This window comes from Bacillus cereus group sp. BfR-BA-01330, from assembly GCF_022663885.1.
Taxonomy (GTDB): Bacteria; Bacillota; Bacilli; order Bacillales; family Bacillaceae_G; genus Bacillus_A; species Bacillus_A cereus.
This window is the reverse complement of record NZ_JAKUGK010000007.1, coordinates 16,205-42,974: the sequence shown is the minus strand read 5'-3', so window position 1 is coordinate 42,974 and position 26,770 is coordinate 16,205. Positions and strand designations below refer to the sequence as shown.

Sequence of the window (26,770 nt, the reverse complement as noted above, 5' to 3'; positions counted from 1 at the left end):
TGTAAACCCCTATTTTTAATTTTTGTCTTATATGTTCGCGAAACAAAAATTAAAACCTTAATCTATAGGTTTTCATCTTTCACTAAATCTTGAAGTAGAAGATGAAAAATATCAATATACAACACGTTCTGGCAATACTGTCCCATACAATTTAAAACCACCATCTACATTCTTTACCTTATATCCTTTTTCCATTAACATACGCGCTGCAACATACCCTCTCATACCAAGTTGGCAAGTGATATATATTTCTTTTTCCATTGGCACTTCATCCAATCGATCACGTAATTCATCTAACGGAATATTAATAGAGCCTTCAATCATTCCCTGTTTTAGTTCGTTAGGCTCTCGAACATCAATAAGGTACCCACCATTTTCAACAATGTGATCTATTTCATGCCATTGCACTGTGTCCACAAAACCATCTACTATATTACTTGCGGCATACCCCACCATGTTTACTGGATCTTTTGCAGAAGAATACGGCGGGGCATATGATAATTCTAAATCTGGTAAATCGATTACAGTTAAATTTGCCTTCATTGCCGTTGCAATAACATCGATACGCTTATCTACTCCATCACGCCCTAAAGCCTGTGCTCCGTAAATTTTTCCGCTTTCTTTATTAAAGATTAATTTTATTAGCACTGGCGTAGCATTCGGATAGTATCCCGCATGAGAATTTGCCTGTACATGTACTACCTCATAGGGTATATTTAATCGTTTTAATATTTTCTCATTTACTCCAGTAGAAGCAACTGTTAAATCAAAAACTTTAGCCACAGAAGTTCCCATCGTACCTTTATATAAAGAATCTGTATGCCCATGAATAATATCTGCTAACATGCGACCTTGACGATTAGCGGGCCACGCTAAAGGAATCATCGTTTCTGTTTCTGTAACAAAATCTTTCACTTCAATCGCATCACCAATTGCATATACATATGGGTCAGATGTTTGAAATTTCTCATTTACCTTTATCGTTCCTCTAACTCCCAATGCTAATCCTGCATCTTTCGCTAAACTACTCTCTGGTTGTACACCAATTGCTAAAATAATCATATCTGTTTTTATAACTGAGCCACTTTTTAAACGTACAACAGTCCCATTCTCTTCTAACGCATCTACACCATCTTCAAAAACAAGCTCAACATTGTGCACCTTCATATGCTCATGTACATATGCCGCCATTTCGTAATCAATTGGTGGCATCACTTGATTTGCCATCTCTACAAGAGTAACCTCAATCCCGCGTTCTCTTAAATTCTCAACCATTTCCACTCCAATAAATCCTCCACCAATAACCGTCGCATGACGTGGTTTCTTCTCATCAATATACGCTTTTATACGATCTGTATCAGGTACATTTCGTAACGTAAACAACGCCTTCGCTTCTTCAATGCCCGGAATAGGTGGAACAATTGGTTTCGCCCCTGGTGAAAGAATCAAAACATCATATTCCTCGTTATATGTTTCATCTGTAGTTACATTCTTTATCGTAATTGTTTTCTCTTCTTTATTAATCTTTACAACTTCACTCAATACACGTATATCTAAATTAAAACGTTTTGACATCCTTTCAACAGTTTGTACTAATAACTTTTGTCTTTCTGTAATGACACCGCCAATATAATATGGCAATCCACAGTTTGCGAACGAAATGTATTCACCGCGTTCAACCATAATAATTTCATCTTCCTCACTTAAACGACGAAGCCTTGCAGCTACTGATGCCCCGCCAGCAACTCCGCCTACTACAACAATTTTTCTAGACATATTTCGAACCTCCATATTATTTAATTTTCTCATGCATCACACAGAAAAACCTATACCTGTATGGGTATATGATAGAGTATGAAAAATTTATTTTCAATCAATATGTCTTTCTTTCACAAATTTGAAACAAATAAAAAAGAACTTAGATACCTCCAAGTTCTTTTGCGTATAGTTCTATAACTTTCTGCACGATTAAACCAATGTATAAATACGTGTTTTGAAAATTTAAATACACCTGTATTTAAATTTTCAAAATCAATAGCTTCTTTACATAAGGTTAAATCCATTCCACGTAAAATTCTTTAATGCCACAACCTGAGAAAACGAATCCCAATGGACTCTTTTTCTACAATGATATATTTATTTTTTTCGTTGCATCTCTATCATTAATCATAACCATCTGCGTCTCGTTATTTGGCAAAAATACGATATATTTTCCCGTTCTCACATTCCTCCAAATAACTTTTCCTTCTTCGTCTGTTTTCCCTATTGAGATCCCAATTTCTTTACTGGGTTCAGGTGATTCGTCTTTCATAAGTATAATTTCAAAATCTTTTATTGGCTGTTTTTCTTTATTTTTCACGTGAAAAGTTACAGAATTAACAACCTTACTAAACTTCTTTTCATTATTTACTATATAACTAGTCATTACGATTATGACCAATACACAAAATAAAATCCATAAAGGCTTATTATATTTATTCAGACCATTTTTTAAGATTATTAAAAACATCGTCTGTCACCCGGTTTCCAGAATTCCAAGAATTACTTCCTACTGTATGGGTAGCTATTATTGTTACACCCGTACGAGAATAGTCATGATATACAGGTGCTCCACTTTGACATCCATAAGTGTCCATCCTATATGTTAAAATTCTAGGACTAGTGCCTTCAATTGGTCCATAATCTGTCCACATAGTATATTTTTCATTTCCTACTTTATCACATGGATACCCTGGAACTACTGCGAGTAATCCCTTTGGAGACTCTACATTAGTAGTTCTATATCCTAACCAACCTGTATAATCTCCAGGAGATCCATTTAATTTAATGGCTCCATAATCAAATTCCGAATCTCCATCATCAGTCCATCCACTTACTGAATAAAGCTTTGTCCAACTATAAGGCAAATACGGTGCTTGGTCTCCATTTCTACCAGGAGTCACAATAACATTTTTTGCCCATCCACCAAGCTTTTTATTGTAAACACAGTGCCCAGCTGTAAATACTGTATCTTTACTAATTAGCGCTCCTGTACCCCCATAAACCTCTTGTCCATTAAATTGAATTACTAAGTGTACTATAGCCCTATAAGGATACAAAGTTGTATTAGTAACTCTAATTCGATCATCTCTTCCTATTACAGAATGTATAAGGATATTAGATGGATAATTAAAATTACTGTCTCTTAATAAGTATCCCCAATCTTCCCCACCATGTTTACGCCCTTCAAATGAAGGTGAAACAAGATCTTCTCCCCTTCGATCATTACTATACAAAGATTGTTTTTGAAAAAGTACACGTTCTCCCTCATTTGAAACTGATGTCCACGGTACATCTTCTGCATACACCTTCTGATTCACCAAAAATACTGTACAAAAAAAGATAAAAAGAACACCAAAACTATAAAGAGCCAACCTACATCTTATAGAACTAAAGCTATCCAACATAACTTACCTCCTATACAAATGATAGCGAACAATTGAAGATCCCTTTATAAATTCTAGTTTTTCTTTTTTTAGAAGTCAATGCAATTAATAATGATTATCATTATTAATTGCGTTGACTTAACAAAATCAAACAATGAGTCATATTCTTTACTCTGCGTTCAAAAACCTGTCTCATTAAAGTTTCACCATATTACATAAATCCATAACCTTTTTCACAATCAACTCCGCAATATTCTCTCCCGGTGGCATTAACAAATTTGTAACTGTTCCATACACAATAGGACTTAATTCTACTTCATATCCGCCATATGCATATTCGTCTTTTGTCGGTAAATAACCAAGATATCCGTTCATATATCCACCAAAGAAAGCCAATTCATTTTGAAGGCTCTCTTTCATTGCTAAGGCAGTTTCTGAAAAAGGTTCCATCGGTATACCTGAAAACATACCATCATTAACTTGAAACAGTTGAACTTCTAAATCTATACGTAACTTCCGAATACCTTGCCTATATTTCTCTAATACGATAGCAAGCCATTCATCCGTATTCACGCCCCACTGCTTCTCGGCTAATTGAGCCATGCTTCGTATCTCATCAATTTCAGGAATATCCTTCAGCTTCATTTGCAGCATACTTGAAACTGTTCTTAAATTTACAATTGGGCTATATGTAACTGTTGGTAACATCGTTAATACATGTCCACTAAGTAAATAAGCCATTTGTTTTAACGCTTCACTTGAACCGCGGTACTTCGCATTCACATTTCCAGCGGCACCTTGAACGATAATAACAGGGCAGTTCACTATCTGCTCTAAAATCTCTCTCGTCATTCCAGGATAATCCGCTGATAATTCATCACTATTTTCTTTTAAAACATTCGGATGCGCAGTACAAAATACTAAAATCCCAGATAACTCCTTCGTTTCAGCATCTCTTATTGCTAACATACCAATTCGCTTATCTACAACACCATCTATATTTGTTCCCATCTTCGCTCTTCCATCACATGTTCTCTCTCTTCGATTTACCCCAATATCACCTGTCGTAACACCCCAGCCAACTTCACATAGCTTCAAGTTGTTATTCGCAGTAATAGCACCATGCACTACATTATTTACTAAAATCGTTTTATACGACTGCACTAGCGGATTATCACCGACTGTCTCTGGACCGGAATGCGTATGAGTATAAACAACCGTTATTCGCTCAAATGGCACATGAAGCCTACTTGCTACTCGCTCACGAATCATATTCGTATCTTCTACTAGCATCCCAATATTATCAATACTTATAAACACAGTCTTCATTTCATCTTTTTCAAATACAAAAACTGTCCCGTAAATACGTTCTTCAACATTATTTATGCCTGTCTCTATATGATATCCGACAAAATCAATACCTACAGGCGGCGTAATATCAACCTTACATATCCCTACTTTGCTCATTTAAATCACTCCATTTCTCTATGTAACTCCCTTTTTTCAAGAATAGCATATTTAACTTTGTTCCAAATAAAAAGAACGGACACAGTATCCTATGTCCGTTCTTCCCCTCACACATACTTCCGATGCACCATCTTCCCATCATAAGAAAACACAACGCCCTTACTCTCCACAATGGACTCCATATGCACCGTTCTTCCCCATAGCTGATGAAGATATGGTAATACTTTTTCTAAGTATTTTAAATCGAGCTCGATTCCTTCGTAACTATGTTTAATGTATAATTCTCCGTTCTTTAAGTAGTCTCCATCTTCTACTACTAAGTACGGGAACCCACCATTTGTCCGCATATTTACAAGTTGATCACGCACATTTTCCCATTCTTTATCTATTACTTTATATTCTTTTCCTTGGCGCTGGAATAAGTACATATCTTCTCGCATAACAAGATCTTTATTTAAGTAGTTTCTTAGGAACGATACGTCCCATTCAATTTCGCGTACTTCAAACATTTTGTCACGGCCAGATCCTGGTTTTACGCCTCGTCGTTTCATTTCTTCTGTTGGATTGTTGTACCGTTCTTCAATATCTTCAAAGATTTTAATACCTAGGTAGTATGGATTAATACTTGTTTTTGATGGCTGTACAACACCTGCATTTAATTTCGCAAATTCAATAGCTTCATCAGATGTTAAGTCCATTTCACGAAGTATGCGTTGATGCCAGTAGGATGCCCAGCCTTCGTTCATGATTTTCGTTTCAAGCTGTGGCCAAAAATATAACATTTCTTCGCGCATCATCGTTAATATATCACGCTGCCAATCTTCTAACTCACGGCTATATTCTTCAATAAAGAGCAGTAAATCTTTCTCTGGTTGTGGTGGAATTTTCTTCTTTTTACGCACATTAGAACGTTCCTGCTTTTTATTGCGATTATCTAAATTCCATAAATCATCGTATTGCGACACCTTTTTCTTTTCTACTTCTTCATCTTCTAAATCATCAATACTCCATGCGAGCTTCGGACGCATAAGCGACGGATCAATATGCTCTTGAATGGCAAGTACGGCATCTAAAAATGTTTCTACCTCTGCCTTTCCGTACTTATGCTCATACGCTTTCACACGGTCCGCTGTTGCCGCCATACTCTCTACCATATCTCGCTTCGTATTTGAAAAACGAATATTATTTTTGAAGAAATCACAGTGTGCTAAAACGTGCGCTACAATTAATTTGTTTTGAATTAAAGAGTTCGTATCTAATAAAAAGGCGTAACATGGATCAGAGTTAATAACGAGTTCGTATATTTTACTAAGTCCTAAATCGTATTGTAATTTCATTCTGAAAAATTGTTTTCCAAAACTCCAATGTGAAAATCTTGTCGGCATCCCATATGCACCAAATGTATAAATAATTTCCGCTGGACATATTTCATAACGCATCGGATAAAAATCAAGCCCAAATCCAGTCGCAATTTCCGTAATTTCCGCAATCGCATATTGCAGTGCTTTATCATCACTTGCTCTCATTATTTTCCCTCCTTACACTTTCCCTTAAGAAAGTGTATGATGAAGAACAAGCTTTCATGAGGATTGATTGCATAATAAAAAGACACCCCCGCAAAAACGAGAATGTCTTATCTATTAACCCTCAATAATCTCCATCTTCTCCGTAATCGGAGTACGAGCTTTTCCTTCTGGTGCTTTATCGAAATAGCCGATATGAAGAATTCCAACGATACGTTGGCCTCTTGTTAAACCGATTCCTTCTATAAATAATGGATTGTAGTTTAATCCGCCTGATTTCCAAACACAACCTAATCCACGTTCCCAAGCAAGAAGTTGGAAGTTTTGCATAAATGCACATGTTGCAGCATAATCTTCATCACGTTGAATTTGACGCGGATCTTCATTTATATATACAACGATTTGTGCAGGCGTGCTTAAGAAACGATCTGATAAAATTTTACCGCGTTTCGCTCTTTCTTCTTCCGTGAAAGAGTTTAATACCGCATCTACTAATTTCTTGCGGCCTTCTCCGATGTATAGTTTACAATTCCATGGTTCACGGTGCTTATGATTTGGTGCCCATGTTGCATCGTTTAATAGTTCAATTAATAAATCTTTTTCTACTGCTTTGTCTGTAAATGTACGAACAGAGCGTCTTTCTTTAATCACATTAGCGATGGAAGTATATGTAGTCATATTTATCTCTCCCTTATTTTTATCTATATGTATAAGTTTATCATTAGTATTGATATTGATTTTCAATTTCGATTATACCTTAGTTTTTTACTATTAATCAATGTTTTATGTTGGAAAACTTCTAAAAACGTCATTCCATGCTGTGAATAAAAAAACTTAACTTGTTCACAAGTATTTCACATTTTATGGAAATGATATGTGTACAGTTTTCTACATTATCCATCTAGGAGGAGTTTACATGTACAAAAAAATCGCGGTAAGTATGACTATGGCAGCATTATTATGCGGAGCAATTATCTTCCCCGCTTCCGCTGCCACCCCAAAAGAAGTAACAATGCATCACCATAAACCAATTTCAGATGAAGAAATACAATCGCTAGAAAAACTCGGCTATAACAAACACGAAATTTGGAAAGCTGCTCATATTGCAAGAATTAGTAATAAAGAAATAAAAGATGTTTTAGCTTACTATAAGCAAAATAAATCTTGGGAGAAAACAGCCGAGCATTTCGGTGTAGATTCAAGTAAGCTGAAAAAGCATCATATGAATAAAGAAACAAAACAAGCACTGCTACAACAGCTGGCAACTATGCAAAAATCCACACCGGATCAGCTAAAGCAAAAAATGAAAGAATATAACATCAAATTGCGTCATCTTACTGTGTTAACAATCATCTCTCAAAAAAGCAATACCCCTCTTGATGATGTATTAAAAATGAAAAAAGATGGAATGGACATTAAACAAATTGCCGAAAAATTAAATGTAAAAAAAGAAGATATACGAGCGGAAATGATGAAATTAGTGAAGTCTATTAAAGAACAAAAAACAAATTAAAATGCTAAAAAGGAAGAGGCTTTCACTACTCTTCCTTTTCTTTATGAACTTTCAATTTTTAAGTATAAATTCCCGTCTTTCCCAAAAACTAACACAAGTAAATGATGTAAGTTAGGGGTGAGAAAATGTTCGGTTTATCATCTAAGAAATCAAAAAAGACTAATACAAAAACACTTTGTTCTATCCCAGAATTTATACAAACCATGAAAGAATCAAGCGATTTTGTCTCTTATAACATACTTAAAGATGAAACGTTGTGCTTGTTTTATTATAAATCTGTCGTGGAAGCACTTATTATTAAACAATTCATTTTAACTCCTATAAAAAAGGAATCGGAACAAATCCAAAACATCTCTGATTTATGTAATATTATCTCTATTGAAGACATTATTACCTCCCCTTCTATTGATGATATTCGTGAAAAATTATTAGGTGGATATATTTTAATACGCTTAAAAAACAATTCGAATCCTGATCAATATGCTTTAATTCGTGCCGAAAGTACTGTTTTAGGAAAACGATTATATAACGATACAGAAAATGAGTATAGCGTAATCGGGCCTAAAATCGGTTTCGTTGAAAACCTTGATACAAATATCCACTTATTACGCCGAAATATCGTAACGGAGCAACTCATTTTTAAAGAAGTTACCGTCGGATCTATATCAAAAACAAAAGTAGCAGTTGCTTATATAGAAGGAATTACAAATGAACAATTTGTCAACACCGCAATTCAACGGCTAGAAGACATTGACTTTGATGTCCCATTTGATTCAACTATGATTGAGCAATTTATTAGTGATAATAGCAATTCACCTTTTCCTGTTCTATTACCTACAGAACGATTAGATCGAGCTGTATTTGCATTAATTAACGGGGAAGTTTTAATTTTAACAGATGGCTCTCCATATGCTTTATCAGGACCAACAACGTTACTGGATTTTTTCATTTCACCAGAAGATTATTATTTACCGTGGATGATTGGATCGTTCTTTCGTATTATTCGTTTTTTCGGAGCTATATTTTCTCTTTTTTCCTCCGCTATTTATACAGCGGCTTTAACATATCATTATCAAATGATCCCTGCCGATCTACTAGGTCCTATTATTTTCTCGAGAGCTAACGTACCTTTTCCTCCTATTCTAGAAGCACTCTTTTTAGAAATTACAATCGAATTGCTTCGTGAAGCAGGGGCGCGTTTACCAACAAAAGTCGGACAAACGATCGGGATTGTTGGGGGGATTGTAATTGGCCAAGCATCTGTTGAAGCAGCTTTAACAAGTACAATTTTATTAATTGCAGTTGCTTTATCCGCCCTTGCATCTTTCACAACACCGACTGTAAAGATGTCTTCTACTATCCGGTTGTTACGCTTTCCGCTTATTCTCTTAGCCGGTGCATTCGGAGGATTAGGCCTCGCTGTCGGATTTGTATTTATTTTAGCTCATTTAATTAAATTAAAATCGCTTGGATCACCTTATTTGTTACCTTTATATCCATTTCGTGGTTTAGGTACAGCAGAAGGTTTTCTTCGATTACCATTTAGTCAAACGGCACAAAGACCTTCTTTTCTTAGACCAAAATCAAAATGGCGCTACAATCCAAACAAATCGAAGCAAAAACGTGATGGTGAGAATGAATGAAAAAAATTTTATTGCACCTTATCATTATCTTCTTCGTTTTACAAACTGGCTGTACACAAACGTATATAGTGGATGCACAGCGTATTATTCATATTGCTGGATTTGACATCACAAAAAACAAAAAATTCCAAGGAACTATTCTATTCCCAGAGTACACACATGGTGTAAAGTCTAAACCAGAGACGCAAACAACATCTGCCCGTTCACTTGAAACAATTGCTTCACGATTAAATGCGAAATCTCCTCACAATGTTGTTGTAGGTCAAATGCGTGTCGTCCTATTTGGAAAGGCTCTAGGGGAACGCGGAATGGGAGAGATTATTACTAACTTACAACGTGACCCAAATATCGGGCGTGATGTACAACTAGCAATTGTAGATGGATCGGCTGAAGAGCTTTTAAATTACGGGAAAAAAAATGGGTCTTTATATATTGCTGATTTACTCGAGCAAAATATAAGAAATGAGAACATTCCACAAACTGAATTAAACATTTTTTTATATAATTATTACTCTTCTGTATGTGATGCCTATGTTCCTTATATTAAAATGGACGATAATCATTCTGTCGCTGTCAAAGGACTTGCCTTTTTAAAAGGCGATAAAGTCGTCATGTATACGGATAAAAGACATTCTGTTTTAGCAAAATTACTTATTAATCCTACGAAAAATGGACGTTACGAAGCAGCAATAAAAAAGGATAAACATAAAGGTATGGTTGTGATACAAAACTTAGCTGGGAAAAACAAATATGATATAGATCAAACTGGCGACATACCAAAAGTAAAAATCCATTTAAAATTAAATGGATTAATTAAAAACTCTCCTAATTGGATTGATTTAAGAAAAGAAACAAATATCAACTATATAAAAAAACAAATTGAACGAAATGTCGAAAAAGACTGTGAAGATTTAATAAAACAATTTCAAGAAAAGGAAATTGATCCGTTAGGAATACGAGATGAAATTAGAAGCCATACGAGAAAATGGAATATAAAACAAATTCGAAATATGTATAAAAATGTAGCGGTAGATATAAATTTAGATCTTAATATTGTACAATCTGGAATCGGAGAATAGTGAGGTGAAATAAGCAATGAATACAATGAATAAAACAAAGACAGTATCTCCATATTTTGCATTTATTTTATTGCATTCTCTCCAGATTGGTATAGGAATTCTCGGATATCAACGTGTAATTTTGAAAAATGCAGGTTATGATGCTTGGATTTCTCTTATTATTGCAGGTATTGCAACTCATATTGTACTGTTTTGTATGTTAAAAATGCTTGAAAAAGACGGAGATTTAATTAGTATTCATACAACAACCTTTGGAAAATGGGTTGGCTCTATATTTTCTGTAATTTTCACTCTTTATTGCTTATTATTTTGCCTTACTGTTCTTCGTACATATATAGAAGTGATACAAGTTTGGATTTTCCCTACCATTAAGTTATGGAAACTTACGCTTATGTTTTTATTAGTCACTTACTACATTATAAAAGGTGGCTTCCGTTCTGTGACAGGGATATGTTTTTGGGGTATTGTTCTTCCTATGTTCGTTGTATTCTTTTTAGTCTATCCGATGAAGTATGCACATTTTCGTAATATTTTACCTATTTTTACACATTCACCCTTTGACATGCTTATATCTGCAAAACACTCTGCATTGGAATTTCTAGGGTTTGAAACAATTCTTATCTTTTATCCCTTTATTGAAAAAGGAAAATCTTTAAAAAGATGGGCCCATGCTGGAATTGCTTTTAGCACCTTAATTTATGTAGTTTTAGCTATCGTATCTTTTATGTATTACAGCGAGGGACAATTAAACCGTACTATTTGGCCTACTTTAACGATGTTAAAAATAATTAAAGTTCCTTTTATTCAGCGCTTTGAATATATTATTATTTTCGTTTGGTTTTTAATTATTTTACCAAACCTTTGCTTAACCATTTGGTCATCATGTCAAACGATGAAGCGTTCCTTTCATATTTCATTTAAATTTACATTACCGTTTTTTATTTTCATCATATTTTCAGCTTCTCTGTTCTTCACAAACCGTGAAAGTATCAACACATTAAATACCGTACTATCTCAAGCGGGTTTATATATTGTATACACTTATATCCCGATTTTATTTTTGTTTCATTCACTAAGATGGCGCTTCAAAAATCAGTCAAAAAAATCTTCAACCGATACACCGTAATCTCTGATACAATTTGATTAATACATTTGTAAAGGGGACAAGCGAATGAAAAAGTATGTATTTTCTTTACTTGCAGTACTAAGCTTAATTCTTGCTGGATGCGGAAGTACTGGTACAAATGACCAAAAATCTTCTGAATCAAAAAAAGAAGAACATGACCACGCATCGCACACTCAGCAAGCTGACATTCAAGAGAAAACAAAAGGAGTCGACACACTTCCGACCTTCCTAGATAAGCTTGATCCACAAATGAAAGATATCTACACCGTGGCTGGACAAAATGCAGAGCTATTAGATTGGATTCCATGCTATTGTGGTTGCGGCGAAAGTGTAGGACATAAAAATAATAAAAACTGCTTTATCCGTGAAATTAAAAAGAATGGTGAAGTTGTTTGGGATTCCCACGCAACGACTTGCGTCAATTGCCTAGAAATCGCAGTTGAATCTGCTTCCATGAAACAAAAAGGAAAATCAACGCTAGAAATTCGTAACTATATCGATAATAAATATAAAGAAGGCTATGGCAAACCAACACCTACGCCAATGCCAAAAGCTTAAAAAACGAGGAAACTCCTCGTTTTTTCTTTTCATTCACTTTTTTTCTTAACAAATTCTTTCAAGTGTATTTCCCCTTACTTATCACACACTATATATAACTCTCGGTAAGGAGGGTACACAGTGCAAACATATAACGACTATGATAAAGCTCTCTATTACACGTATTGCTGTAATTGGGATAAATTACTCGTTCTCATGGTTCAAACGAACGATCAATTATTTTCTAAACGTATTGAGCATTTTTTACACGCTTATCAATACAGTAAAGAACTACCAGAAGTTGATAAACAATTGCAGCTCCTATTTCAATATATTGACCACGCATCCCAAAAGTCGCATGTAGAAGAAGTAGAACAAATTCAAATGTAAAATATAGCGCTATTCTCTTCCGGAGAATGGCGCTTTTTTAAAATGTTTATATCAATAAAAGTTTCTCCTTATAAAACTTTTATTGATAAACATATTTTTTCTTTCTTTTCCATACTACTTCATACTATAATTTAGTATGTAACTATTATAAGAGAGGTATAAAATATGGGACGAGAAAAAAAGCAAGAATATGCTTTACTTACCGCATGGGGAGCTTCTTTTATCGCTACACTAGGAAGTCTGTACTTTTCCGAAATCATGAAATTTGAGCCTTGTGTTCTTTGTTGGTATCAACGTATTTTTATGTATCCATTCGTTTTATGGCTTGGTATCGCTGTAGCAAAGAAAGATTATCGCATTGCAAGTTATTCTTTACCAATCGCAACTATTGGTGCTTGTATTTCTTTATATCACTATGCAATTCAAAAAGTCGCAGCATTTTCAGCTGCTGGGGCAGCTTGTGGACGTGTACCATGTACGGGAGAATACATAAACTGGTTCGGTTTTGTGACAATCCCGTTTTTAGCACTTATCGGCTTTATTACAATCGCTGTTTGTAGCTTTATTGTCATCAAAAACAAATAAGGAGATGAAAGAATGAAAAAAATGCTTATATTTGGTGGTATTATTATCGCCTTGTTTGCGGCAATTTTCGCTGTAACACAAATGGAAGAAAAAAACGCTACTAGTCAAAAGATTGATAATCCTACTGAAAGTAAGACAAACGGTCCTGACTACTACACAAATAAAATTTCTCTTTCAGATCTTCAAAAGAACTTAAAAGAGAAAAAAGAAGAAACAGTATACTTTTATCAAACATCTTGCGTTCATTGCCAAAAATTATCTCCTGTCCTAGTGCCAATGGCTAAAGACTTAAACGTTGATATGAAAGTTATGGATATTGAAAAATTAGATGCTCCTTGGGATGAATATAAAATTCAAGGTACACCAACAATCATTCATTTTAAAGATGGCAAAGAAGTGAGCCGTATTAGCGGTGAACAGCCGAAAGACAAATTAAAAGAATGGCTTGAGCAAACGAAAAAGTAACAAGAAAAGGAAACTCCTTCTACACATGAAATGGGCGTAAAATCCCACACTAATGTATAAGGAGGGGGTTTTATGCCAGAAGTAAGATGTTCTGTTTCCAACTGTTCTTTTTGGGGACAAGGTAACTTTTGTCAAGCAAGTGCGATCATCGTTCAGCCTGATGCAGATGAAACTGGTCAAACTGAAAATGATTCATATACAGCTGCTGTTTTAACCAACGAGACGCTAGAAAGTTCTGTAGCAACGAGTGTAGAGACTTGCTGTCATACATTTAAGCCTAGATATTAACAATTATTCCACCTCATATACGTGAGGTGGTTTTTTCTTTCTCTCTTCTTGTTTACGTCATCTCTAATTCTCCCTATAATAAAGTTAACATTTTTATGAATACGAAGGTGAAATACTATGGCTAAAACAATTGCAGATATCGCCAAATTGGCTGGAGTTGCAAAAAGCACAGTCTCTCGTTACTTAAACGGCGGATATGTAAGTGATAAAACAAAACTTAAAATCGAAGGTATTATTCAGGAAACAAATTTCTCTCCCAATACATTTGCTCAAAGTTTAAAAGCAAAAACAACAAATTTAATTGGTGTCATCATCCCCCGATTAGACTCCTTCGCTACAATGAAAACACTTATCGGGATCGATAAAACATTACAGGAAAATAACTATCAAATGCTTGTAGCAAATGCAAATCAAACAACCGGAACTGAAATACAAGCAATTGAAAACTTTATAAAACAAAAGGTAGCTGGCATTATTTTATTAACAAAAACATTAACGAATGAACATCAAAAAATTATGGCTAATTCAAACATCCCTATTTTATTCGTCGGGCAAGAATATAAAAATCAATATTGCCTCGTTCACGATGATTATGATGCAGCTTATGAGTTAGGGGCATACGTTTTATCGCAAGGCCATCGACATATTGCCTATTTAGGAATAGAAAAAGATGATATTTCTGTTGGAATAAATCGAAAAAATGGTTTTCAAAAAGCAATTGAAAATTTAGAACCGACTTGCAACGTTTCATATTACGAAACAACTTTCCGCATAGAAGATGCCATGAAACAAGTACAACATATTTTAGATAATAATCGCCCAACTCTTATCGTATGTGCTACAGATAACATCGCTCTTGGCGCAATGAAAGTCATTCACTCCCACTCTCTTTCTGTACCAGGTGATATTTCTGTAACAGGATTCGGTGGATATGATATTTCAGAAATGGTACACCCTAGTTTAACGACAATTGCGTTTGACTATGAGTATGCTGGAAAGCTTGCTGCCACTTCTCTTTCACAGCTTGTTGAAAACAAAACTATACCAAAAATATTACACTCTCGTTATACATTAAAAATCCAAGAAAGCGTTGACAAAATATAAAGGCGCTCTATAATAAAATTAAAACCGGTTCCACATTTTAAAAACAGGATTTTCAACATCATTTCCCTGTTTTTTATTTTAACTCTTTGCGGAACCGGTTCCACAAAAGAAAATTTATAGTAAGGGGGAATTTTTATGGATATGAAACAAATTGCAACTCAAGTAATACAGAATATTGGTGGAAAGGAAAACATTGTTCGTGCCACACATTGCGCGACTCGCCTTCGTCTTATATTAAAGGATGATACGAAAATAAACGCTGCAGAAATCGAAAACATCGATGGAGTAAAAGGTGCTTTTGCAACGACCGAGCAATATCAAATTATTTTTGGAACTGGCATAGTAAACAAAGTATATGATGAATTCTCAAAACTAATTGGAATAGCCGAACTAGATTCTACAACATCAAACAATATACCTAAGAAAAAAATGAATCCTATCGCCCGCCTAGCAAAGACACTATCTAATATTTTTGTTCCAATTATTCCAGCTATCGTCGCAAGCGGTTTACTTATGGGTCTACTCGGAATGTTGAAAGCGTTTAAATTAGTTCCTGGAGATCACTCACTTATCCAATTACTTGATATGTTCTCAAGTGCAGCTTTCATCATTTTACCTATTTTAATTGGAGTTAGTGCCGCTAAAGAATTTGGTGGAAACATTTTCTTAGGTGCAGTTGTTGGTGGTATATTAACTCACCCAAACTTAACAAATCCTTGGACTCTTTCAAATGCAAAACCCACTGTTTTACATTTCCTTGGTATGGATATTGATATGATTGGCTATCAAGGTACTGTTTTACCTATTTTATTATGTGTATATGTTATGAGTACAATTGAAAAAGAACTTCGAAAACGTGTTCCGAACTCTTTAGATTTATTAGTTACACCATTCTTAACAATTATTATAACTGGCTTTTTATCACTTATTATTATCGGACCAATTGGATATAAAATCGGTGACGGCATTACGTACCTTTTAAATACAATTTATCAATTTGCAGGACCAGTAGCTGGACTTATATTCGGTGGATTGTATTCAACAATCGTTCTTACTGGCTTACATCATAGCTTCCACGCTATTGAAGCGGGCTTACTCGCAAATAAAGATATCGGTGTCAATTTCTTACTCCCTATTTGGTCAATGGCGAACGTTGCACAGGGCGGTGCTACTTTAGCTGTCTATTTCAAAACAAAAAACAAAAAAACGAAAGAAATTGCAATTCCAGCCGCAGCTTCAGCATTTTTAGGAATTACAGAACCAGCTATTTTTGGTGTCAATTTAAAACTTGGTAAACCATTTATTGCAGCAGCTATTGGCGGCGCAATTGGAGGCGCTTACGTTGTTTGGATGCAAGTGGCGGCTAATGCATACGGTTTAACAGGTATTCCGATGCTTACAATTGTTGCACCTCTTGGCATGATGAACATGATTCACTATATAATTGGTTTCGCTATTGCAGTTATCACTGCTTTTGTTGCCACATTCATTTTATATAAAGAAAGTAAATAATAACGGGGTGAAAACCTATGTCAAAATATAAAACAATACTGCAATCTAATAAAGACGAATTACATTTTTTATATGAAATTGCAAACCAAGATTCATGGAAACCAATTTATCATATCCACCCAACATTTGGATTAATGAATGATCCTAACGGTGTATCATACTACAATGATGAATATCACGTTTTTTATCAGTGGTATCCATTTGGTCCCATTCATGGAATGAAGCATTGGGGGCATGTGAAGTCAAAAGACCTTATTAACTGGGAGCGTATGCCTGTAGCCATCATCCCTACTGAAAGCTATGAATCACACGGTGCATATTCTGGTAGTGCTATCGTAAAAGATGGCCTTCTTCATCTACTTTATACAGGGAATATAAAAAAGCCTGATGATTCCCGTGATGCAAAACAATGTATGGCAACAATGGATTCACAATATACGATGACGAAATATAGTAATAATCCTGTTATTGATATAATTCCTGACGGATATACAAAACATGTACGTGATCCAAAAGTCTGGAAACATAATGATATGTACTATATGTTACTCGGTGCCCAACGTGAAAATAAAACAGGAACTCTATTACTATACAAATCACAAGACCTATACAATTGGCATTTCCAAGGCGAAATTACAACAAACTTAAAAGAATTCGGATTTATGTGGGAATGCCCCGATTACTTCCAATTATCAGGGAAAGATGTACTTCTCTTTTCACCGCAAGGAATTGAAAAAGACGGAGAAAACTTTCACAATGTATACAATGTCGTTTATGCTATAGGCCATTTCGATATTAAAAATTTATATTTCCATGTTGATTCCTATTACGAAGCTGATAAAGGATTCGATTTTTATGCCCCTCAAACTTTAGAAGACTCTACTAGTCGTCGCCTATTGTTTGCTTGGGCAGGATCAAGTGAAATCACATATCCTTCTGATGATTATATGTGGGCTCATTGCCTAACACTTCCACGTGAATTAACATTAGAAGATAACATCTTAAAACAAAAACCAGTTTCAGAATTAACAAAACTACGAACAACAAAAAAAGACATTTCAGGAGATATAACAGCTGGATTAAATGTATTATCAACGCTTGATGATGAAGACTCCTATGAATTAATTGTTACACTTAAAACAGAAGATGCAAAGCGTTTTGGTCTTTCTCTCTTCCACAATGAGGAGGAATGTTTCCCCATTACATTTAATCGGGAACAAGGTACTATTTCTATAGACAGGGGCAACTTCTACCATCAATTTGGCGGAGAATATGGATTTGAACGCTGTAAAAAAATCGATATTCAAGATACGATAGAACTACAAATATTTGTAGATAAAAGCATCGTGGAAATTTTCTTATACGATGGTTCAACAGTCTTTACGTCTCGAGTTTTTCCTCGAAAAGACATGAAACATCATATCGCAATCTTTTCAGATGCAAAACTAAACTTTACCATCACACAATATAAGCTGAAAAGAGGGATTGTATGAGAAATGTCTTTTGTATAGGTGAACTATTAATTGATTTTGTGTGCCGAAATACTAATGTTTCTTTAGTAAACGGTTCAGATTTCGAAAAAAAAGCTGGTGGAGCACCCGCTAACGTTGCTGCTGCGATTACAAAATTAGGTGGACACGCTACATTTATGGGGCAAGTAGGAAACGACCCATTTGGTGAGTTTCTTGAACAAACTTTACAGCGTGCGCAAGTCGATACATCCATGCTCATAAAAGATAAACAAACAACACTTGCATTCGTATCCATCGATCAAGATGGCGAACGTGATTTTACTTTTATGCGTGGTGCAGATGGTGAATATCAATTCAATAGCATTGATTTATCAAAAATACAAACGAATGATTTAATACATTTCGGTTCAGCGACAGCTTTACTATCAAGCCCATTAAAAGAAACGTATTTTCAGTTGTTACAATATGCGAAAGATAAAGGCCATTTCATTTCTTTTGATCCAAATTATCGAAGTGCACTCATTACAAATACAGAACAATTCTCTCAAGATTGTCTAACCTTTATAAAACATGCACACTTCGTAAAAGTAAGTCAAGAGGAAGCTACTATGCTCTCTAAAGAGAGTGATTTACAACAAGCTGCACTCAAATTATTAAATTATGGCGCAAAAGTAGTAGCTATTACACTTGGAAAAGACGGTACCCTTCTTGCGACAAATGAAGGTCAAACTATTGTCTCTTCTATTTCCATTCAACAAGTCGATACAACTGGTGCTGGTGACGCTTTCGTTGGAGCAATGTTATATCAGATTGCCCAAAGTGAACATACACTTTCGTATCATTTCAAAGACTTAACAGCATTTATCTCCTTTGCAAATAAAGTAGGCGCTATCACATGTACAAATTACGGTGCAATTGCCTCTCTTCCATCATTAACAGATATAAAAGCATACGATTAATCGTATGCTTTTTTTACATTCCTCTCCAAAAATCATGCATAATAAAAAAGTACAAAATAACGAGAACGGCCGTCCCGCATAGGGTAATGCGCCGATATATACTCTTCTCTCCTTCCCTCGCTTTCACAAACGCCCAAATAAATCCGAAGAATAATATTAAATCAACATATGGAACATAAAAAGAAAAGACGAGAAACGCATATAAATACACGATAAATAAACAGGTCGTTACTAAGAAAACTTTAAACGCAAATTCACTTTTCATAATATAACCGCCCCCTATCTGTACTGTATTATATTCAGCAAAATACAATAGTTGCAGTTAAACTCCAAGTATAAATAAGCTACCGTCTATAATACGGTAGCCATTACGGAACATTGTATTTCCGTTTATATATATTACTTAAAATCGAAGAAGGAATTTGCTCGTAACGAACTTTCTCTCCTGTTTCATCTATAATATACGAATTGTTTCCTATATAATATATTCCATCTTTTCGTTTTGAGTACACTGGATATCTTTCATTTGGCAATACCGTTTCCACTTTCGTTAACTGTCCATTTGGTTCTTGCCAATATATATCCGCGCGGTCTACTAACGTAAGTACTCCAATTTGTTCTTTTTCTATTTTTCGACCATTCCAGCTCACAACGCGATAACCAAGTTTATTCGCTTCATATTCGGGGCTCGTATGAAAACGAGAAATGATTACTTTTGTTTGTAATTGTACTCGGTCATATAACCATTGTATATCCCTGTCATGCATACGAATACAGCCATTTGATTCCCTACTTCCAATCGTCCATTCCCGGTTCGTCCCGTGAATTGCATATTCATTCTTATCTAGTCCAAGCCACCTCGTACCAAGAGGGTTATTCGGTGCACCCCCAGGTATTTTTTTTCGATGGTATTCTTTATTTTTAAATTTAGTTATAATACAAAAATTACCTTCAGGCGTAGGTGTACGATCTCTTCCAGTCGTTACTGGAAATGTTTTTGTGTAATTTCCATTTTCAAAAAAAGACAACTGGTTCGTCGTAAGATTTACTAATATTAAATGATCTGTATTAGCAAAAGCACTAACCGGTAGGATGAAAAATAATAGTATGATGAAACATAACTTTTTCAGCTATACCCCCCCTAGCGCTCCCTATAATAAGTGGAATTAACATTACTTTGCTCTTATAAATGAAAACTATCCATTTACAATAACGCCCCCATTTACATGTATCATTTGCCCAGTAACATAGGATGAATCACCAGATGCCAAGTATACGTATGCCGGCGCTAATTCATATGGTTGACCAGGTCTTTGCATCGGAACATTGCTCCCAAACTGAGAGACTTTCTTCTCATCAAAGCTCGATGGAATAAGCGGTGTCCAAATCGGGCCTGGTGCAACACCATTTACCCGAATCCCTTTTTGCACTAACGATTGAGAAAGTGATCTTGTAAAAGCTACGATTGCTCCTTTCGTTGCGGAATAATCAATTAACGTTTCATTTCCTTCATATGCAACGATAGATGCCGTATTTATAATGACATCCCCTTTCTTCAAATGAGAAAGGGCTGCTTTCGTAACGTGAAAATAAGAAAAAATATTAATACGAAATGTTTTTTCTAGCTGTTCTGCTGTAATATACTCTAGCCCTTGCTGCGGATATTGCTGTGCAACGTTATTCACTAAAATATTTAAACTACCTAACTGCCGGGCGGTCTCTTCCACAATATCTTTACAATGCTGTTCATTACTCAAATCCCCCGGCAACAATACACACTTTACACCTTCTTTTTCAACACGTTGTTTCGTCTCATTTGCATCTTCTTCCTCATCTAAATAAGCAATCGCAACATTTGCTCCCTCTTTTGCAAAAGCGATGGAAACTGCTCGTCCAATTCCGCTATCTCCTCCCGTAATTAACACATTCTTCCCTTTTAACTTTTCACTTCCTTTATAGTTTGCATCTTCAAACTGCGGAAGGGGGCTCATTAATGATTCAATACCTGGCTGCTTATTTTGATGTTGCGCAGGCATTGTTATAAAGTTTTTTTGCTGTGGCATAGCTGCTTTCAACTCCTTTTCCTTAGCATGTGCACAATAAAAAGCTGAAATTCACACATCGTTTTACGATTAATATTCGAATTTAAGACACAAAATATGAATTGTTATAAACTTTTTATGCAAAACTATTGCAAAATAGATAAAAAACGAATATTATATATAACTGTTGTGAAAATTATTCGTAAACAGAAAGGATGTTTATATGTTTAACCTTTCAAAACATAAAACTTCTATTAAAACTGAAATTATGGCAGGTATTATTACCTTCTTAACAATGGCATATATCATTGTCGTAAACCCTGTTATCCTTGGAGATGCAGGTGTTCCATTTGAACAAGCATTTACAGCAACAATTATCGCTGCTGTTGTCGGAACATTATTTATGGCAATCTTTACAAACTTACCAATCGCAATCGCGCCAGGTATGGGATTAAATGCTTACTTCTCTTACTCTGTTGTAAAAGCGCATGAAGGCATGACTTTCGCAATTGCATTCTCTGCTGTATTCGTAGCAGGTATGATTTTAATTTTGTTATCATTCACATCTTTCCGTACAAAATTAATGGAAGCAATTCCTGAAAACTTAAAACATGCAATTACTGCTGGTATCGGTCTTTTCATCGCCTTTATCGGTTTACGTTTAACAGGTATCGTTACAAAAAATGATGCAAACTTAGTTGGACTTGGTGATCTTCACTCTGCTCCAGTTCTACTAGCATTGGCTGGGCTTGGAATTACTATTGTTCTTATGTCTTTAAATGTAAATGGCGCACTATTTATTGGTATGCTATTAACTGGTATTATCGCTTTCTTCACAGGACAGTTAACATTCTCAAACGGTGTTACATCAATGCCTGGATTACCAGAAGGAATTATCGTTTCAAATCCAATTACTGCTGTATCTGACGTAATTAACTACGGATTATACGGCGTTGTATTCTCATTCTTCCTTGTTACACTATTCGATACAACAGGTACATTACTTGGCGTTGCACAACAAGGTGGATTTATGAAAGACGGAAAGCTTCCAAAAGCAGGACGAGCTCTTCTATCTGACTCATTCTCAGCAACTATTGGTTCTATGTTCGGAACGACACCATCAACAGCTTACATTGAATCATCTGCTGGTGTTGCAGCTGGTGGTCGTACTGGTTTAACAACTGTTACAGTAGCTGTTCTATTCGCATTAGCAGCATTCTTCGGACCATTAGTAAGTGCTGTTTCTGGTGTATCAGCTATTACTGCTCCATCATTAATTATCGTTGGTAGTCTTATGATGGGCTCAGTTCGCCACATCGATTGGGACGCATTTGATGAAGCATTCCCAGCATTTTTAGTAATCTTAAGCATGCCACTTACATCAAGTATCGCAACAGGTATCGCACTTGGATTTATTTCATACCCACTTATGAAAGTGGCAAAAGGTAAATTCCGTGCTGTTCACCCACTTGTGTATGTATTTGGAATTTTGTTTGCTTATCAATTGATATTCTTACCACATTAAAATCTCTCATAAAGAGGGATTTTTTTATACATAAAAAGTAGAGCATCGAAATTCGATGCTCTATTTTCCTTTTTTAAAAGCAATATAAAAAGACTGCAGAGAACTCCATCTCCACAGCCTAATTATTATTTTTGCAAGAACGCCTGCAAATCTGCAAATTGCCTCTTTGCATCTTCATAGCCTTGCTCGTATAAATTTTGTAGTTTTGCTGTATCTTTTTCCATACGATCTACTTGAAGCGGCACTTCTGGGCGAATAACAAATAAATTGCCAGCTTGTTCTTCTTTTTCAATATAGTGAAGTGTTTCATTATACACTTCATAACGATTCAGCATCGTGTTAACAAGGTTCGGATATTTTTTATAAGCTTTCGCAGCAATCCACCCAAATCTTGATTTTTTCTTTGCGTAACCATGATTTCTCGTTAAAATTACGACTGATTTTTTAAATCCATCTTCCTGTGCTTTACGAACTGGAATTGGATCAGAAATCCCACCATCTAACAGTTGTTTACCGCGGTAATTTACTACTGGTGCAATGAAAGGCAATGAACTAGACGCTTGTAATAAATTTAGCGCATCATCATTCGTTCCTTCTTTTTCAAAATAAACAGATTGCCCTGTTTCACAATCCGTCGTTCCTACAAGGAAACGTTCCGGGCTATTAAAGTATGTTTCAAAATCAAACGGCACATGCTTTTCTGGAATTTCGTGGAAAATGAAATCCATATCAAATAGCTGACGTTTTCTCCATAAGTTTTTATACGATAAATATTTCGGATGTGATGCATAATCAATATTGACCGTTTTATTTCTATTTCTTTGTCTGGAAAGATACGACGCTGCATGACAAGCACCAGCTGATACACCGATTACATATGGAAAATATAAATCTTGTTCCATAAAGTATTCTAATATCCCGCCCGTGTATACACCACGCATACCGCCGCCTTCTAATACTAACCCCGTATTTTCAAGCATGTTACTCTCTCCTATATATATATTGACTCTTTAATTATTCACCATGTTAAGTATCTTTTTCTATTATATATGAGTTCTTTCAGAAATTATATTTAAAAGACTTGAGAAAAAGGAGTTTTTTCTTCCAATTATATTTCCAAATGACCGGAGACATCCTTTATAAACCTTTGAATAAAGTCTTGCTCTTCTTTCGTATATCCATCTAAAAGTAACAACCACTTTTCTTCAGCTTGCTTATGCAATTTTTCATGAGCTTTATATATTTCATTCCCACTCTCCGTTAAGCTGAAGAAGATTTCTTTTTGATTATCTAACATTTGCATCTTCTCAACGAATTGCTTTTGAAACAACTTTGTACAAATTTTAGAGATTGCTCCCTTCGTCATGCCCATTTCTGTCGTAATTGCCGTTACATTCATCAAACCATTTTTTCCGATACATTCGATTACATGTAACTCAGATAAAGACATACTACTTACACCTGTCTCACGAAGAAACTTCTCGTTTTGTCGTTTTAAATGTTCTTCTTTTTTATGCAAAAGTGTACGAATGTCCGACAGTATTTCCATTTGCTTCGTTGTATGCTTCAATCCGTTCGCCTCCTAAGTTTCCAAAGAAACAATTTAACTATATACCATTTTAAAATTATTTTTTCATCTTTACAAGTGAGAAAATCATGTTAAAATAAATTTAGTTTCCAAGGAAACTAAAATACAAGGAGGTTAACAAGATGAAAAAATCTAAACTAACTTTCATTTTATATGTTGTCTGTATTAGTGCCTTACTCGGTTCCTTCGCTCAAAATATTTACACACCTATCTTACCGATGATTCAAAATTCTTTTCACACTTCTCTTTATCTTGTAAATGTAACAGTTTCACTTTTCACATTCGTTCTTGCAATTATGCAGCTCGTATATGGACCTTTAATTGATACAAAAGGGAGAAAATCTGTCCTTATCCCTAGTTTAGTCATTAGTACAATTGGTTCAATCGGATGTGCCTTTTCGGCAAACATTTATTTATTTCTCTTTTTTAGAGCTGTTCAAGCTATAGGAATAGCGGCTATACCTGTAGTTTCAGCAACGATTATCGGCGATTTATTTGAAGGAAAAGAACGCGGAGAAGCGATGAGCCTATACCAAATGTTACTTGCCCTCGCACCTGCAATGGCTCCTCTCATAGGTGGTTATCTTGGCAGTATAAATGGTCACTTATCTGTATTTCTCTTTTTATCTACACTTGGCATTATCTTATTAATTATAAACATTTCACTACTCCCAGAAACAAAGCCAAATATAATTAAACAATCTAAAGCACAAAAGAATTACTCTCTTATCTTAAAAAATAAAACTGGATTTTCTATTACTCTTATTGGCTTCATTCAATTTTGTATTTACTTTTGCTTTCTCGTTTTTTTACCGAGTATTTTAACAAATTCATTTCATTTAACTGTAAATAAAATTGGTCTTATGTTTGTACCAATGTCTCTTTCTATCATGCTAGGAAGTTTTTGCTACAAGTTTTTGCAAAAACGCCTCACAACAAAGCAAGCTTTATTTATTACGAGTTTCTTCAATATTATATGTGTCGTTTTATTCTCTTTCACATATAACATCAATATCCCATTCATCATTATCGTTACATCTTTGTACGGTTTTAGTATGGGACTTTCTATGCCAACTCACACTACTTTATTAACAGAAGAATTCGTACAAGAACGCGCAACAGCTATCGGTATGTACAACTTCATCCGCTATCTTGGTATGGGCACAGGGCCACTTATAGGTGGATTTCTTTTATTTAACCAAAATTACTTTTGGATTTTCTTCCTAGGCGCAATTATGTTTTTACTTGTAATCTTATATACAATGAAAATGCTAAGTTTTCATTCTGTACAAAAAGCAAAATAGAGCCCCCAAAAAGGTCGGCTCTATTTATCCTCTTTGATCCGCAACAATATGAATATCAATATACTTTGTTTGTCTCATAATTTCATTTACAATAGAGCCTTTTCGTATTTCTTCCCACCTTGTTCTAGCCGATTGTCCAAGTAAAATTTGCGTCACCTGTAATCTTTTTGCCACTTCAATAATAACATCTGCTGGCTTTCTTCCCTTTGCTTCTTCTAATACAAAACTTGCATCAAATTGATTCGTTAGCAACTTCCACTCTTCAATCGTCTGCTTTTTTCCAGCTGAAATAGAATCTATATTTTCCCTCTCAACGTTTAATACGTACAATTCAGCGTTTAACCGATCAGCCATGCGCCATCCCCGTCTTATTAATTTCTCCGCTGTTGAACTGTATTGTACACAAACGAGAATTTTTTCTTTCACTCCGATTGGTTCTATCACTGTTTGACTAATCTTTTCGTCCATATCGTCAGCGACTTCACGAAGCGATAATTCCCTAAGTGCTCCTAAATTATTAAGCGTAAAGAAATTTTGTAAGCTTTGCTGAATTTTTTCTTCTTTATATATCTTTCCGTCTATTAACCTCTTCCGAAGTACTTCCGGTGTTGCATCAACGAGCTGAATTTCATTTGCTTTTTGTAAAATAAAATCTGGAATTCGTTCTCTTACTTTTACATTCGTAATTTGAGCTACAATATCATGAACACTTTCTAAATGTTGAATATTAAAAGCTGATAATACCGATATACCAGCCTCTAACAATTCCTGCACATCCATATAACGTTTCTTATGTTTAGAACCAGGAACATTACTATGCGCAAGTTCATCCACTACGACTACTTGAGGCGCGCGTTTTTTTATTCCTTCCACATCAAGCTCATAAAATACCTTTCCTTTATACTGTATTTCTTTCAAAGGAACTTTTTCTAAATCAGCAATTGCTTCTTCCGTCTCTTTTCTTCCATGCGTTTCAATTAAACCAATTACAATATCAATTCCATCTTTTTTCATTTCCCTTGCATCAAAGAGCATTTTATAACTTTTTCCTACGCCTGGAGCTGCTCCTACATATAACTTTAACTTTCCCCGATTTTGTTGCCGAATATATTCTAAATATTCCTCTGGCGTTCGCCTTTGAAACTTCGGTTCATAATCATCCGCATACAAAATAAACACTACCTTTCATTCGAAACAACGCTACCTCAATCCGTTAGATTGAG

The 26,770-nt window shown here is 35.1% G+C and carries 27 protein-coding genes; 15 read left to right on the top strand and 12 right to left on the bottom strand.

Features of this window, described 5'->3' with window-relative positions; genetic code table 11:
* Positions 1–111: 111 nt before the first annotated feature.
* From cdr to MR112_RS19840, 6 genes are all read right to left on the bottom strand, one after another.
* Complete coding sequence (gene cdr / locus MR112_RS19865; RefSeq protein WP_226368525.1) at positions 112–1,776, bottom strand: CoA-disulfide reductase; 1,665 nt, start codon at positions 1,774–1,776, stop codon at positions 112–114.
* 346 nt (positions 1,777–2,122) lie between these two features.
* Complete coding sequence (locus MR112_RS19860; RefSeq protein WP_242245237.1) at positions 2,123–2,509, bottom strand: DUF2606 family protein; 387 nt, start codon at positions 2,507–2,509, stop codon at positions 2,123–2,125.
* Positions 2,475–3,446 (bottom strand): trypsin-like serine peptidase, encoded by a 972-nt coding sequence (locus MR112_RS19855; protein WP_242245236.1) that lies wholly within the window; start codon positions 3,444–3,446, stop codon positions 2,475–2,477. The genes MR112_RS19860 and MR112_RS19855 overlap by 35 nt, the downstream gene beginning before the upstream one ends.
* Before the next feature lie 174 nt (positions 3,447–3,620).
* Positions 3,621–4,892 (bottom strand): neutral/alkaline non-lysosomal ceramidase N-terminal domain-containing protein, encoded by a 1,272-nt coding sequence (locus MR112_RS19850; RefSeq protein ID WP_242245235.1) that lies wholly within the window; start codon positions 4,890–4,892, stop codon positions 3,621–3,623.
* A gap of 107 nt (positions 4,893–4,999) precedes the next feature.
* Positions 5,000–6,418, bottom strand: coding sequence for a stage V sporulation protein SpoVR (spoVR, locus tag MR112_RS19845; protein ID WP_001202693.1), 1,419 nt, complete (start codon positions 6,416–6,418; stop codon positions 5,000–5,002).
* Positions 6,419–6,532: 114 nt separating this feature from the next.
* Positions 6,533–7,093 carry a nitroreductase family protein gene (locus MR112_RS19840; RefSeq protein ID WP_000214819.1) on the bottom strand — a complete coding sequence of 187 codons (561 nt, stop codon included), beginning with the start codon at positions 7,091–7,093 and terminating at the stop codon, positions 6,533–6,535.
* A gap of 238 nt (positions 7,094–7,331) precedes the next feature.
* Here MR112_RS19840 and MR112_RS19835 point away from each other — a divergent pair, with 238 nt between their 5' ends.
* From MR112_RS19835 to MR112_RS19775, 13 genes are all read left to right on the top strand, one after another.
* Positions 7,332–7,928, top strand: a complete 597-nt coding sequence (locus MR112_RS19835) for a hypothetical protein (protein ID WP_144560733.1) — start codon at positions 7,332–7,334, stop codon at positions 7,926–7,928.
* A gap of 125 nt (positions 7,929–8,053) precedes the next feature.
* Positions 8,054–9,571: a spore germination protein gene (locus MR112_RS19830; RefSeq protein WP_000467489.1), complete on the top strand. Its 1,518-nt coding sequence runs from the start codon at positions 8,054–8,056 to the stop codon at positions 9,569–9,571.
* Positions 9,568–10,650, top strand: coding sequence for a Ger(x)C family spore germination protein (locus MR112_RS19825; RefSeq protein ID WP_000722248.1), 1,083 nt, complete (start codon positions 9,568–9,570; stop codon positions 10,648–10,650). The genes MR112_RS19830 and MR112_RS19825 overlap by 4 nt, the downstream gene beginning before the upstream one ends.
* A gap of 16 nt (positions 10,651–10,666) precedes the next feature.
* Positions 10,667–11,776 carry a GerAB/ArcD/ProY family transporter gene (locus tag MR112_RS19820; protein WP_071739633.1) on the top strand — a complete coding sequence of 370 codons (1,110 nt, stop codon included), beginning with the start codon at positions 10,667–10,669 and terminating at the stop codon, positions 11,774–11,776.
* Between the two features lie 45 nt (positions 11,777–11,821).
* Positions 11,822–12,334: a PCYCGC domain-containing protein gene (locus MR112_RS19815; protein ID WP_000761026.1), complete on the top strand. Its 513-nt coding sequence runs from the start codon at positions 11,822–11,824 to the stop codon at positions 12,332–12,334.
* Between the two features lie 120 nt (positions 12,335–12,454).
* Complete coding sequence (locus tag MR112_RS19810; protein ID WP_001195459.1) at positions 12,455–12,703, top strand: YhdB family protein; 249 nt, start codon at positions 12,455–12,457, stop codon at positions 12,701–12,703.
* Positions 12,704–12,868: 165 nt separating this feature from the next.
* A complete protein-coding gene (locus MR112_RS19805) occupies positions 12,869–13,288 on the top strand; it encodes a disulfide formation protein C (protein ID WP_000532265.1) in 420 nt (139 codons plus the stop codon).
* Positions 13,289–13,300: 12 nt separating this feature from the next.
* Positions 13,301–13,753 (top strand): thioredoxin family protein, encoded by a 453-nt coding sequence (locus tag MR112_RS19800; RefSeq protein ID WP_086404827.1) that lies wholly within the window; start codon positions 13,301–13,303, stop codon positions 13,751–13,753.
* 72 nt (positions 13,754–13,825) lie between these two features.
* On the top strand, positions 13,826–14,041 hold the full coding sequence (locus MR112_RS19795; RefSeq protein ID WP_001115482.1) for a DUF1540 domain-containing protein: 216 nt from the start codon (positions 13,826–13,828) through the stop codon (positions 14,039–14,041).
* 117 nt (positions 14,042–14,158) lie between these two features.
* Positions 14,159–15,145: a LacI family DNA-binding transcriptional regulator gene (locus tag MR112_RS19790; RefSeq protein WP_078385968.1), complete on the top strand. Its 987-nt coding sequence runs from the start codon at positions 14,159–14,161 to the stop codon at positions 15,143–15,145.
* A gap of 135 nt (positions 15,146–15,280) precedes the next feature.
* Positions 15,281–16,657 (top strand): sucrose-specific PTS transporter subunit IIBC, encoded by a 1,377-nt coding sequence (locus MR112_RS19785; protein ID WP_242245234.1) that lies wholly within the window; start codon positions 15,281–15,283, stop codon positions 16,655–16,657.
* Positions 16,658–16,674: 17 nt separating this feature from the next.
* Positions 16,675–18,150, top strand: coding sequence for a beta-fructofuranosidase (scrB, locus tag MR112_RS19780; protein ID WP_000049733.1), 1,476 nt, complete (start codon positions 16,675–16,677; stop codon positions 18,148–18,150).
* Positions 18,147–19,088: a carbohydrate kinase family protein gene (locus MR112_RS19775; protein WP_001246640.1), complete on the top strand. Its 942-nt coding sequence runs from the start codon at positions 18,147–18,149 to the stop codon at positions 19,086–19,088. Before scrB ends, MR112_RS19775 begins: the two co-directional genes overlap by 4 nt.
* A 13-nt stretch (positions 19,089–19,101) precedes the next feature.
* On the opposite strand, the gene MR112_RS19770 is transcribed toward MR112_RS19775, so the two are convergent.
* From MR112_RS19770 to MR112_RS19760, 3 genes are all read right to left on the bottom strand, one after another.
* On the bottom strand, positions 19,102–19,353 hold the full coding sequence (locus tag MR112_RS19770) for a hypothetical protein (RefSeq protein ID WP_000834195.1): 252 nt from the start codon (positions 19,351–19,353) through the stop codon (positions 19,102–19,104).
* 103 nt (positions 19,354–19,456) lie between these two features.
* Complete coding sequence (locus tag MR112_RS19765; protein ID WP_025687114.1) at positions 19,457–20,218, bottom strand: L,D-transpeptidase; 762 nt, start codon at positions 20,216–20,218, stop codon at positions 19,457–19,459.
* A gap of 66 nt (positions 20,219–20,284) precedes the next feature.
* Positions 20,285–21,151 (bottom strand): SDR family oxidoreductase, encoded by an 867-nt coding sequence (locus MR112_RS19760; protein WP_001136261.1) that lies wholly within the window; start codon positions 21,149–21,151, stop codon positions 20,285–20,287.
* A 202-nt stretch (positions 21,152–21,353) separates the two neighbouring features.
* Here MR112_RS19760 and MR112_RS19755 point away from each other — a divergent pair, with 202 nt between their 5' ends.
* Positions 21,354–22,655 carry an NCS2 family permease gene (locus MR112_RS19755; protein WP_000482715.1) on the top strand — a complete coding sequence of 434 codons (1,302 nt, stop codon included), beginning with the start codon at positions 21,354–21,356 and terminating at the stop codon, positions 22,653–22,655.
* Positions 22,656–22,780: 125 nt separating this feature from the next.
* Here MR112_RS19755 and MR112_RS19750 read toward each other — a convergent pair whose 3' ends face one another.
* Both MR112_RS19750 and MR112_RS19745 read right to left on the bottom strand, forming a co-directional pair.
* Positions 22,781–23,635 (bottom strand): patatin-like phospholipase family protein, encoded by an 855-nt coding sequence (locus MR112_RS19750; RefSeq protein ID WP_000892679.1) that lies wholly within the window; start codon positions 23,633–23,635, stop codon positions 22,781–22,783.
* Between the two features lie 128 nt (positions 23,636–23,763).
* Positions 23,764–24,225, bottom strand: coding sequence for a MarR family transcriptional regulator (locus MR112_RS19745; protein WP_000683327.1), 462 nt, complete (start codon positions 24,223–24,225; stop codon positions 23,764–23,766).
* A gap of 140 nt (positions 24,226–24,365) precedes the next feature.
* Here MR112_RS19745 and MR112_RS19740 point away from each other — a divergent pair, with 140 nt between their 5' ends.
* Entirely contained in the window at positions 24,366–25,547 is a 1,182-nt protein-coding gene (locus tag MR112_RS19740; RefSeq protein WP_000748727.1) for an MFS transporter, read from the top strand.
* Between the two features lie 24 nt (positions 25,548–25,571).
* Here the strand turns inward: MR112_RS19740 and kdpDN are convergent, their stop codons facing one another.
* Positions 25,572–26,726, bottom strand: coding sequence for a KdpD-like non-kinase potassium sensor (gene kdpDN, locus MR112_RS19735; RefSeq protein ID WP_003269552.1), 1,155 nt, complete (start codon positions 26,724–26,726; stop codon positions 25,572–25,574).
* Positions 26,727–26,770 lie beyond the last annotated feature (44 nt).